Source organism: Ferrovibrio sp., from assembly GCF_017994015.1.
In the GTDB taxonomy this organism is placed as follows: Bacteria; Pseudomonadota; Alphaproteobacteria; order Ferrovibrionales; family Ferrovibrionaceae; genus Ferrovibrio.
The window spans coordinates 1-11,847 of sequence record NZ_JAGOLP010000082.1 but is presented as its reverse complement, the minus strand read 5'-3'; the positions used below and the strand labels follow the sequence as shown (position 1 = coordinate 11,847).

The 11,847-nt window shown below is 61.2% G+C and carries 8 protein-coding genes; 1 reads left to right on the top strand and 7 read right to left on the bottom strand.

Features of this window, described 5'->3' with window-relative positions:
• The 5 genes from KBB36_RS19585 to KBB36_RS19565 all read right to left on the bottom strand — a co-directional run.
• On the bottom strand, positions 1-994 hold a 994-nt coding region (locus KBB36_RS19585; protein ID WP_290985109.1), incomplete at its 3' end, for a serine hydrolase.
• A 13-nt stretch (positions 995-1,007) separates the two neighbouring features.
• Complete coding sequence (gene parC, locus KBB36_RS19580; protein WP_290985106.1) at positions 1,008-3,245, bottom strand: DNA topoisomerase IV subunit A; 2,238 nt, start codon at positions 3,243-3,245, stop codon at positions 1,008-1,010.
• On the bottom strand, positions 3,242-4,030 hold the full coding sequence (gene recO, locus KBB36_RS19575) for a DNA repair protein RecO (protein ID WP_290985103.1): 789 nt from the start codon (positions 4,028-4,030) through the stop codon (positions 3,242-3,244). Before recO ends, parC begins: the two co-directional genes overlap by 4 nt.
• Before the next feature lie 163 nt (positions 4,031-4,193).
• Positions 4,194-5,291, bottom strand: a complete 1,098-nt coding sequence (locus KBB36_RS19570; protein WP_290985101.1) for a hypothetical protein — start codon at positions 5,289-5,291, stop codon at positions 4,194-4,196.
• Positions 5,288-5,539 (bottom strand): type II toxin-antitoxin system VapB family antitoxin, encoded by a 252-nt coding sequence (locus KBB36_RS19565; RefSeq protein ID WP_290985098.1) that lies wholly within the window; start codon positions 5,537-5,539, stop codon positions 5,288-5,290. Before KBB36_RS19565 ends, KBB36_RS19570 begins: the two co-directional genes overlap by 4 nt.
• A 132-nt stretch (positions 5,540-5,671) precedes the next feature.
• On the opposite strand from KBB36_RS19565, the gene KBB36_RS19560 reads away from it, so the two are divergent.
• A complete protein-coding gene (locus tag KBB36_RS19560) occupies positions 5,672-6,685 on the top strand; it encodes a hypothetical protein (RefSeq protein ID WP_290985095.1) in 1,014 nt (337 codons plus the stop codon).
• A 257-nt stretch (positions 6,686-6,942) separates the two neighbouring features.
• On the opposite strand, the gene KBB36_RS19555 is transcribed toward KBB36_RS19560, so the two are convergent.
• Together KBB36_RS19555 and rpoC are read right to left on the bottom strand one after the other, a co-directional pair.
• Positions 6,943-7,770: a hypothetical protein gene (locus KBB36_RS19555; RefSeq protein WP_290985092.1), complete on the bottom strand. Its 828-nt coding sequence runs from the start codon at positions 7,768-7,770 to the stop codon at positions 6,943-6,945.
• Positions 7,771-7,784: 14 nt separating this feature from the next.
• Positions 7,785-11,847 (bottom strand): DNA-directed RNA polymerase subunit beta' (gene rpoC / locus KBB36_RS19550; RefSeq protein ID WP_290985089.1); only part of this gene is annotated, 4,063 nt, incomplete at its 5' end.

Here is an 11,847-nt window from a genome sequence, read left to right as displayed (position 1 = left end):
CGCCGCTATAGGCGGCACGGCCTTGTGCCGTGGCTTCCGGATTGAGCGCCAGGCCATAGCCGAATTTCCAGCGCCGGCCAGGAAAGTAGCGCCGTTCGCCGGTATTGGGGGCGGCGCCGGCGGGAAAGCCATTGGCATTCAGATCGCCAATCTGGTTTTCGAACATCAGCGCAATGGTTTCCGGCTTCAGCACACCTTGGCCGCCTTGCAGGAACAGGCCGAGGAAGCGGGTGAAATCGGTGATGCTGCCATAGAGGCCGCCGCCGCCCATGAAAAATTCCGGCTGCTGCGGCACTTCATGCTGCATCACTTGCAGGCTGCCATCGGGCTGGCGGTGATGCATGCTGGCCAGCCGCGCAGTCTGATCCGGCCGCAGCACAAAACCGAGATCGCGCAGGCCGAGCGGCGCGCAGATATGCTGCTGGATATATTCCTCCAGCGACAGGCCGCTGGCGCGCTCCACCAGCAGGCCGACATAATCCGTGCTCATGCCATATTCCCAGCGTTTGCCGGGATCAAACAGCATCGGCAGGTCAAGCGCTTTCAGCTTGCAGGTGCCGATGCGCGGAATATCGTGTTGCCGCGCATAGGTGAGCAGGGCCTTGTTCCAGGTATCGTAGGAAAAGCCCGATGTGTGGGTGAGCAGATGGTGCAGCGTGATCGGCCCGCGCACCGGCCGCAACACCGCCTCGCCCGCCGCATTCAGACTTTCCAGCACCTGGCGCGGCGGCAATTCCGGCAGCAAAGCCTCAACACTGCTATCAAGCGCCAGCCGGCCCTGTTCCACCAGCTGCATCGCCGCCGTGCTGGTCACCAGCTTGGTCAGCGAGGCAAGCCAGCCGATGGTGTCGTCGGTCATCGCCGCGTCGCTGCCGAGCCGGCGCTTGCCTAGCGCGCCGCTGGCAAAACGGCCCTGGGCATCGATCACCGCATAAGCCATGCCGGGCACATGGCCGGCAGCGATGAAGGGGGCAAGCGCCGCGTCCAGGCTCATGCGCAGCGTTGCCTCAGCCGAAGCGGTTGTTGGTGTTGAAGCCGCGCGGCACCACACGGCCGGCCTGGGCGCGCTCGGCGCGGAATTCCTTCAGATCATGTTCGGTCTTGGTGCGACCCGCCTTGTCGGTCCAGCTCAGGCCATCCTTCAGCGTGAAGGTCTTGGCATCCGACAGGCTGCCATCCTTGTATTTCTGCAAGGTGATGCCGCGCCCCTTGGTCATCTCCGGCACCTGATCCAGCGGGAAGATCAGCAGCTTGCGGTTATTGCCCACCACAGCCACATGATCGCCTTCAACATTGGCGCAGACGCAGGCTTCGGCCGGCGCCTGCACATTCAACACCTGCTTGCCGGTTCGGGTCTGCGCCAGCATCTCGGCCTCGGGGCAGATGAAGCCACGGCCATCGCTGGAAGCAACCAGGAATTTGCGCTCACCCTGATATTTGAACAGCGTGACGATATCCTGATCGTTGCCCAGATCGACGGTCAGCCGCACCGGCTCGCCATGGCCACGGCCACGCGGCAGCTTGTCGCAAGCGATGGTATAGGCACGGCCATTGGTGCCGAACAGGATCAGCTTGTCGGTGCTTTCGACATGCAGCCAGAAGCGGCCCTTGTCGCCTTCCTTGAAGGCGGCATTGCCATCATCCTGCACATGGCCCTTGAGCGCGCGGATCCAGCCCTTCTCCGAACAGATTACGGTGAGCGGTTCACGCTCCACCAAAGCCTCAAAGGCTTCTTCGGAAATCTGCGGCGCATCAGCCACATTGCTGCGGCGGCGGCCCAAAGCAGTCTTGGGGCCGAACTTCTTTTTGATCTCCTGCACCTCTGCGGAAATGGCCTGCCAGCGCTGGGCTTCATCGGACAGCAGCGCCTTGAGCCGCTGCAATTCCTCGGAAAGCTGCTTGTGCTCGGTGCGGATTTCCATTTCCTCAAGCCGGCGCAGGCTGCGCAGGCGCATGTTGAGGATCGCCTCGGCCTGATTATCTGTCAGCTTGAAGCGCTGCATCATTACAGGCTTCGGCTCGTCCTCATGCCGGATGATGGCGATCAATTCATCAAGATTGAGATAGGCGATCAGGAAGCCATCGAGCAATTCCAGGCGGCGCTCGATCTGGCTCTGGCGATAGCGGCTGCGCCGCTCCAGCACTTCCATGCGGTGGTTCAGATAGGCTTGCAGGGCTTCGCGCAGGTTCATCACCCGCGGCACCTTGCCGCCATCCAGCACATTCAGATTAAGCGGGAAACGGATTTCCAGATCGGTGGCGCGGAACAGGCTTTCCATCAGCACCGCAGGATCGACATTGCGGCTTTTCGGCTCCAGCACCAGCCGCACATCCTCGGCCGATTCATCACGCACATCACCCAGCAGCGCCAGCTTCTTGTCGTTGATCAGCTCGGCAATCTTTTCGATCAGCTTGGATTTCTGCACCTGATAGGGAATCTCGGTGACCACCACCTGCCAGGCGCCGCGCTGCAATTCCTCCTGCTCCCAGCGGGCGCGCAGGCGGAAACTGCCACGGCCGGTGCGATAGGCTTCCAGCCGCGTCGCCGCCGGCTCCACCAGGATGCCGCCGGTGGGAAAATCCGGCCCCGGGATCATTTCCACCAGCTTTTCGATACTGGCATTGGGATGTTTGATCAGATGCAGCAGGCCGTCGCACAATTCGGGCAGGTTATGCGGCGGGATCGAGGTGGCCATGCCCACGGCGATGCCGCTGGCGCCATTGGCCAGCAGGTTGGGCAGGCCGGCCGGCAGCACCAGCGGTTCTTCCTCGGTGCCGTCATAGGTCGGGCGGAAATCCACCGTATCCTGATCCAGCCCGGCCAGCAGCACGTCGGCAATCTCGGTCAGGCGCGCTTCGGTGTAGCGCATCGCCGCCGCGTTATCGCCATCGATATTGCCGAAATTGCCCTGGCCATCCACCAGCGGATAGCGCTGGGCAAAATCCTGCGCCAGACGCACCAATGCGTCATACACCGACTGGTCGCCATGCGGATGGTATTTACCAATCACATCGCCAACCACGCGGGCGCATTTCTTGTAGCCGGCGGCGGGGTCCAGCTTGAGCAGCCGCATGGCATAAAGCAGCCGGCGCTGCACCGGCTTGAGGCCGTCGCGCGCATCGGGCAGCGACCGCGCCGTGATGGTGCTCAGGGCATAGGCCAGGTAACGCTCCGACAGCGCCGTGGATAGCGGCACATCGCGGATCGAATCAGGGAAATCCTGCGGGGGGACATGTTTGCTCATGGCGGCGTTATAGCACCCGCCGCCGCAAAATCACCAGATATAGCCAGGGTTTTGCGCAACACCTCAAGCAGTCGTGGCCGGGCGGCCGGCAGCGGGCCATGGAGGGCGGCAAACAGCCGATGCTCCAGGAAATGCCCGGTCAGTTCCAGCCCGGCCAGCACATCGCGGCCGGGATCGTTGGCCGGCGGCAGGCCCCTGCCCGGCACCAGGAAGGCCGGCAAAGCCAGCAGGCGGCCGGCATAGGGCGCCGCAGCCTCCACCGAAACCGCCCGGCCGGAGCGCGGCGAAACATGGCTCAGGCCAATACGCGCCCCGGTGGCGGCACAGCTTTCCAGGTCCAGGCCATAGCCCATCTCGGCCAGCAGGCCCAGTTCCCAGCGCACATAGAGCGCCGCCCAATCGGCTGGATCGGGCATCTCGGCCATGGTTTCCAGCAGCAGCCTTGTGCCGGCAAACAAAGCCGGATGCGGCTCGCGTTCCGGCAGGGTGGCTTCCACCAGGGCCAGCGCCGCGCTCAGGCCGGCCAGCCGGGCAGCATCATCCAGCATCAGCGCGGCGGGATGGCTCAGGGCTTCAGGGCTGTAATGCCCAAGATGCTCAGGCAGCCGCGCCCGCCAGGTCGCACGCACCACCTGGCCCGGCTGCATGGCGCCGCCCTTGGCGCCGCCCGAGCCGCGCAGCAGCCCGGCATGGCGGCCACGCTGCTCGGTCAGCAACGACACGATGCGGGCATTCTCGCCATGATGGCGGATGCTCAGCACCACCGCATCGTCGCTCCATTCCATGCCGAAACCGCTCCATTCTGTTCGCCCGTGTTCCCTGGTGCTCGCTGGTGTTCGTAGCCCAGGCAAGTGCTTGAATTAGCTTAGCACAGAAAATACGAAATAAGAACATTGCCAGGAATGCCTTTGAGCAGAATCACCCCGTCGTGACGGCGGGCAGGCATTTTCAATCAATCTGAAATACCCGCACCGCCGCATAGCTTGCGACAGCGAGTAGATTGGCGGTCGGTGAGAATGCGAGACTGCTCGCTTTTGAGTACTCTCGGGAAACCTCAGCGGCGAGCTCAGGCCGATCTGCATGCCACAGCCGGATCATCCCGTCAGAGGTACTGGTGGCAATAAAACGGCCATCAAAGCTCCAGGCTATTGTCTGTCTCGCCAAGGCCGAACCAGAAAAATCGCCGCCATACTCATGCAGCGCCTGGCCGGTAGCAGCATCCCAAACCTTGATATCTGAGGGGGCTGATGCCTTGATGCCGCCGATCGGACTCTTGATGAAGGCTATTTTTCTGCCATCCGGACTCCATGCCGTTGAAGTCGATTTAATGTCGAAGGGATGGAAGCTGGCTATTTGCCTGCCGGTTGAGAACTCAATGATTTCCTGGCGCGACTGCACCCCGAAGGCTAGCCGGCTACCATCAGGACTGAATGTCAAGCTGTGTGGCAGCAGGCCGGGCAGGGCAACCGCTTCCCGCGACCAATCCGCTGTGTTGTAGACAAATACTGCATTCTCCTGCCCATGCTGAACAATCAGACGATTGGCCGAAGAGCTGTATGAAAATGACCGGGGTTGATTCTTAATGTAGGCTTTCGGGTCATCTGCTGATGCCGGTCCGGCGACATGTTTGTGCAACTCTCCGGTTCTGGCATCCCATATCGAAAAGGCAACACCAGCATTCCAACCGGGGGCTGTATGCAAAGCTCCCATGATTTGCGGTGCATTGCCGATCAGGGCTACAAACGAGAGAGCGCCACGCCTGGGGTAAGCCTGTATCAGCTTCCTGCTGGCAACATCCCACACGGCAAGGGTGGGCAGATCAATGTTCTTTTCGAATATTCCCTTTTTCGCAACGCCAGCCAGGCCGGAAGTTGCCAAATAGCGGCCATCCGGACTCCAGGACAAACGGGCGGTTTGTGGGTGGTCTAAGGTGGCAACCAGCTTGATCTGCGGTGATTTGGCGGCAGTTTGTGCGAGCGCCGGCAATGCGAAAAACAAACTGAAAATATGGCAAAAGGCCACAAGGGCCGAAATGTGGACAATCACTTCGGCAATCCCATCTCGTCATAAAGAAAGGCAGTCGGGTCGCTTTCCAGTTGATCGGGCTGCGGTGGCAATGCGGCAGCACAGGCCCAGCCAATTTCAAGCAGGGCAGCAAGCTGATTTTCCCGCTTCAGCCGTTCCAGGCGCTCTCTAACCGCCGCCGTGACCGGTTCGGTCAGGCTTTCACCCTGCATCATTGCTAACTCGCTGATCAGGCGTTCGGCTCCATCACTATTGATATTCAGGCCCATAACGACGCCCTGCTACCTAGTGTTGCTGCAATTTTATCACGGGAACAGCCCTCAGTAACATAACTTTTAGGCGAACAAAAAATGCCGCCATGGCAATATAATTTCCACACGATTACACCCAGGAGCCGCGACATGCGCCACTTTGCTATCTCAGCCTGCATGATCTGCTCGATTCAAGTCGCAACCCCAGCTCAGGCCCAGCAGCAATGGCGTCCTTTTGAAAGCAAAAACAGTTTTGTGCGCTTCGATGCGCCGGGCCTGAATGCACTGCCATCAGAAACCTGGGAGCGCACGGACGGCCCGCAGAAAACCAGAGCGCGCTATTATCAATATTTATGGAACAAGCCATCCGGCAATACCGCCTTCGCCCGGGTTTTTGTCGACATGATCACGGCTGAATCGAGCTACTTCCCTACTCAACCACAATTTGAGAATCTCACGACATCCAGCGACCTGAAAAATCATGTGCCGAGTTTCATCGACACTGAACAGAAAAAGGCTCCATCCCCTCTCGGCGCCATGCCATTCCGCCGGCTCAAGGCAGGAGAGCGCAGTTGCGTGATCTTCGGCACAGCCTTCTTCTCAGGCTCACAAGGCAGCGCGCTATACGGCGGCAATTCAGTTGGTGACACCACCCTTAAAGGGACATACTGCGCACCGATAGGCCATAACCTCAGCGAAGCGGACGTAGCCGCGATACTGGGCCGCCTATCTGTAACGGGCGTCGGTGGCAGGCATCCAGAAACGCCAAGCCCGCCGGCCTTCGCCGCCACAGCTTTGCCCAGCCAAGCGCAGTCGGCGCCCACCAGAGATACCAGCCCAAGCCAAGCGCGGGTCAATCAGCGCTCGTCATCGGCTGGCACCAGCAGCATTCTTGTCTTGTGGGAGGATGAGGAAACGCCGATGTTCGGCACGGTGCAATTCGAACGCCAGCTTGCCACGTCGAAACTAAGCGTCACCGCCGCTCATAATAGAATTCAATGCAATGGCCTGGCGACGGCAACCAATGACCAGGAAGGCAAATGGGCCTTGCGCTGCAATAATGGGCGCATTGCCAGCGGCATATATAAGTTCAACGCCAACGGTTCGATTGGCGAGGGTAAGGACGATCTTGGCAAACGGATTTCCTTCACCACGCAACGATAGACCATTACCGAGCGCATAACAAAAAAGGGCGGACCTTGTGGCCCGCCCTTCTCTATCCGGTATGAACCCCGGGATTGACGCCTGACTTACTCGGCGGCGTCGCCCACGGCGGCCCGGAGTTCGCTTTCCAGTGCATCGGCGAAAACGCGGTCGCGCTCCTTCATCTGGCCCATGATGGCGGATGCTCAGCACCACCGCATCGTCGCTCCATTCCATGGGAATGGCTTAGGATGATTCTCGAGAATCGGCAAGCCAACTCATGGTGTGCCTGCCAGCACGCTACCGTCTTCAAGTTCAGCTTCAAATCCTGCCGAAGTATTTCGCAGACGCAATAGCGGGGCTGACAATTGTATAACCCGTTCCTCCCGCAGCCTACCGTCCGCAAGCGACATTAGAACTAGCCGCCGCCGCTGCCGATCAGGCAGCAATATCCGGTCGCGCGCCTGCCCATGATCCACGGCTGCCATTGCGATCTCTGCCCGCCCATAGACATGATTGCTGTAACCCGCCGCCTCGGCCAGCAGCGGCAGTTCGCCAGCCTGGATATGGTAAACCCGGAGCAGGCCAGCCAGATGCGGCATGGCCACCAGAGCGACTTCATTCGCCATGCCGTCACCATCAAAATCGCCGACACCGATCGGCGCGAGCCAGCGGTTTCCGGTGCCGATGAAAGGCGTGGCGGCCAGCAATCGCCCCTGGCCACCGGCCATACCATAAAAAGACAGCCGCGCGCCAAGGCGGCGGTCGCTCTCGATCACCATGGCGGCATCGCCCAGGGCCGGCACTGTAACCAGGCGCGGCGCGAGGTCCTCGAACACCCGCTCTTCGGGTAACACGATCCGGATGGAAACCCCTGCCCTGTCCTGCAGGACCAGCGTGCCGGCCTCGATGCTGTCGCCCAGCGCGCCATGGGCATACCGTGTGGTGGAATCGGCAAACCAGGCTTTGGCGATCAGGCCGGCCCCGGTCGCCTCGCTCGTGCCCGGCACCAGTTCCGTCGGCTGCGCCGCGGCCCGGAAGGCGCAGAATAGGATCAGCTTAAAAAGAAAGGGAGCAGCTTTGCGGCCGCTCCCCATCTTTGGCATGGTTGTTAAGCCCCTTACTCGGCGGCGTCGCCCACGGCAGCCTGGAGTTCGCTTTCCAGGGCATCGGCGAAATCGCGGTCGCGCTGGGCGGCGAGCGCCTTCATGCGGCCCATGATGGCGCCAGTGCCGGCCGGGATCAGGCGGCCCACGATCACGTTCTCCTTGAGGCCGATCAGGCTGTCGGTCTTGCCCGACACGGCCGCTTCGGTGAGCACGCGGGTGGTTTCCTGGAACGACGCGGCCGAGATGAACGACCGGGTTTGCAGGCTGGCCTTGGTGATGCCGAGCAACACCGGCATGCCCTTGGCGATGCGGCGGCCCTCGGCCTGGGTCTTGGCGTTCTGCTCCTCGAACTCGGTGCGATCAACCTGTTCACCGATCAGGAAGGTGGTATCGGCCGGATCGGTGATTTCCACCTTCTGCAGCATCTGGCGGGTGATCACCTCGATATGCTTGTCGTTGATCTTCACGCCCTGCAGGCGATAGACCTCCTGGATTTCGTTGACGAGATAATTCGCCAAGGCTTCCACGCCAAGCACCTTGAGGATGTCATGCGGCGCCGGGTTGCCATCGAGCAGATGGTCACCGACACGCACAAAATCGCCTTCCTGCACCGCGATATGCTTGCCCTTCGGGATCAGGTATTCGACCGGCTCCAGGCCATCTTCCACCGGGCGGATCACCAGGCGGCGCTTGGCCTTGTAGTCCTTGCCGAATTCCACGCGGCCATCGATTTCGGCGATGATCGCATGATCCTTCGGGCGGCGGGCTTCAAACAATTCCGCCACGCGCGGCAGACCGCCGGTGATGTCGCGGGTCTTGGTACCTTCCACCGGGATACGCGCCAGCACGTCGCCGGCATGCACCGTGTCGCCATCAGCCACCGAGAGAATGGCATCCGGCGACAGGAAGTAGCGCGCCTCGCCGCCATTGGCCAGCGTGAGCACTTCGCCCTTGTCATCACGCAGGGTGATGCGCGGGCGCAGTTCGGCGCCCTTCGGGTTCTGCTTCCAATCGGCCACCACGCGATAGGTGATGCCAGTGGCTTCGTCGGTGGCTTCGCGGATCGAGACGCCTTCAACCAGGTCACGGAAATTGACCACACCGGCGCGCTCGGTGATCACCGGGCGGGTGTAGGGATCCCACTCGGCGATACGCTGGCCCTTCTTGACCTTGCCGCCTTCATCCACCGCCAGACGCGAACCGTAAGGCACCTTGTAGCGGGCGCGCTCGCGGCCATTGCCATCCACCAGCACCACTTCCGAATTGCGGCCCATGACCACAAAGCGGCCGGAACTGTCGGTGACGAGGTTGCGGTTCACCACCTTGATGGTGGCATCGTAAGGCGCATCCAGGCTCGACTGCTCGGCCACCTGGGCGGTGCCGCCGATATGGAAGGTACGCATGGTGAGCTGGGTGCCCGGCTCGCCGATCGACTGCGCCGCGATGACACCGACGGCTTCGCCGATATTCACCGTGGTGCCACGGGCCAGATCGCGGCCATAGCACTTGCCGCAAACGCCGGTCTGCGCTTCGCAGGTCAGCACCGAACGGATCAGCACGGTTTCAACGCCGGCGGTTTCGATCCGGTCGATATCGCGCTCCTGGATCATCTCGGCCGCAGCCACGATCACTTCGCCGGTCAGCGGATGCTTCACATCCACGCTGGCAAAGCGGCCGAGGATACGTTCGCCCAGCGTGGCGATCACGTCGGCGCCTTCCACCACTTCGCTCACGGTCAGGCCGCGCTCAGTGCCGCAATCTTCCTCGGTGATGATGCAATCCTGCGCCACGTCGACCAGACGGCGGGTCAGGTAGCCCGAGTTGGCGGTCTTCAAGGCGGTGTCGGCCAGGCCCTTACGCGCGCCGTGGGTGGAGTTGAAATACTCCAGCACGGTGAGGCCTTCCTTGAAGTTGGAGATGATCGGCGTTTCGATGATTTCGCCCGACGGCTTGGCCATCAGGCCACGCATGCCGGCAAGCTGCTTCATCTGGTTGGCCGAACCACGGGCGCCGGAATGCGCCATCATCCAGATCGAGTTGGTGTTCTTGCGGGTGCCGTTCTGCGGATCGATGTCGGTCTGAATCACCTTCATCATTTCGTCAGCCACCTTGTCGGTGCACTGCGACCAGGCATCCACCACCTTGTTATACTTCTCACCCTGGGTGATCAGGCCGTCCTGATACTGCTGCTCGTATTCCGAGACCAGCGTCTTGGTATCATCGATCAGCTTCACCTTGGTGGCCGGCACAAGCATGTCGTCCTTGCCGAACGAGATGCCGGCGCGGCAGGCACGGGCAAAACCCAGCGCCATCATGCGGTCGCAGAAAATCACCGTCTCCTTCTGGCCGCAATGGCGATACACCACGTCGATGACGTTGGTGATCTCCTTCTTGGTCAGCAGCTGGTTGATCACCTTGAACGGGACATTCTTGTCCTTCGGCAGGATTTCCGACAGCAGCATGCGGCCCGAGGTGGTGACCACGCGGGCGACAATCGGATTGCCTTCGGAATCAACCGTGTTGAGGCGCGACTTGATGCGGTTATGCAGGGTGATCGCCTTGGCATCCAGCGCCTGCTGGATTTCCTGCACGGTGGCGAAAACCGGCACGCGCTCGATGATCGCGTCGGATTCTATGATCCGCTTGGCTTCGGCTTCCTGGTTGGTCTTCGGCAATTCCACGCGGGTGCGCGGATCGAAGATGATGATGTCATCTTCGGCCCAGGCTTTGATCAGCACCGCCGGATCGGTGATCTTCACCACATCGCCCAGCGGCTCGCTGCGCTCCAGGGTCTGATAGTACAGGCCGAGCACGATATCCTGCGACGGCACGATGATCGGCTTGCCATTCGCCGGGCTGAGGATGTTGTTGGTCGACATCATCAGCACGCGGGCTTCAAGCTGGGCTTCCAGCGACAGCGGCACATGCACCGCCATCTGGTCACCGTCGAAATCGGCATTGAAGGCCGAGCAGACCAGCGGATGCAGCTGGATCGCCTTGCCTTCGATCAGGGTTGGTTCAAACGCCTGGATGCCGAGACGATGCAAAGTCGGCGCGCGGTTGAGCAGCACCGGATGCTCGCGGATCACTTCTTCCAGGATGTCCCACACCTCGGGACGCTCCTTCTCCACCATCTTCTTCGCCATCTTGACGGTGGCGGCCAAGCCGCGCAGCTCAAGCTTGGAATAGATGAAGGGCTTGAACAGCTCCAGCGCCATCTTCTTCGGCAGGCCGCACTGATGCAGCTTCAGTTCCGGGCCGACGACGATGACCGAACGGCCGGAATAATCGACGCGCTTGCCGAGCAGGTTCTGGCGGAAGCGGCCCTGCTTGCCTTTCAGCATATCAGACAGCGACTTCAGCGGACGCTTGTTGGCGCCGGTGATGACGCGGCCGCGGCGGCCATTGTCAAACAGCGCGTCAACGGCTTCCTGCAACATGCGCTTTTCGTTGCGCACGATGATATCCGGCGCGCGCAGTTCCATCAGCCGCTTCAGGCGGTTGTTGCGGTTGATGACGCGGCGATAGAGGTCGTTGAGGTCGGAGGTGGCGAAACGGCCACCATCCAGCGGCACCAGCGGGCGCAGTTCCGGCGGGATCACCGGCACCACGGTGAGCACCATCCATTCCGGCTTGTTACCGGAATCGATGAAGCTTTCCACCAGCTTGAGGCGCTTGACCAGCTTCTTCGGCTTCAGCTCCGAGGTGGTTTCGGCCAGCTCGTCGCGGATATCGGCACGTTCCTTCTCCAGGTCCATGCCGCTGAGCAGGTCGCGGATCGCCTCGGCGCCGATCTTGGCCACGAAGCTGTCATCGCCATACTCTTCCTGGGCGCGCAGATACTGCTCCTCGGTGAGCAGGTCATACATCTTCAGCGGGCTGAGGCCCGGCTCGATGACAACGTAGTTTTCGAAATACAGGATGCGCTCAAGGTCTTTCAGCGTCATGTCCAGCATCAGGCCGATGCGGCTGGGCAACGACTTGAGGAACCAGATATGCGCCACCGGCGAGGCCAGCTCGATATGGCCCATACGTTCGCGCCGCACCTTCGAGAGCGTGACTTCAACGCCGCAC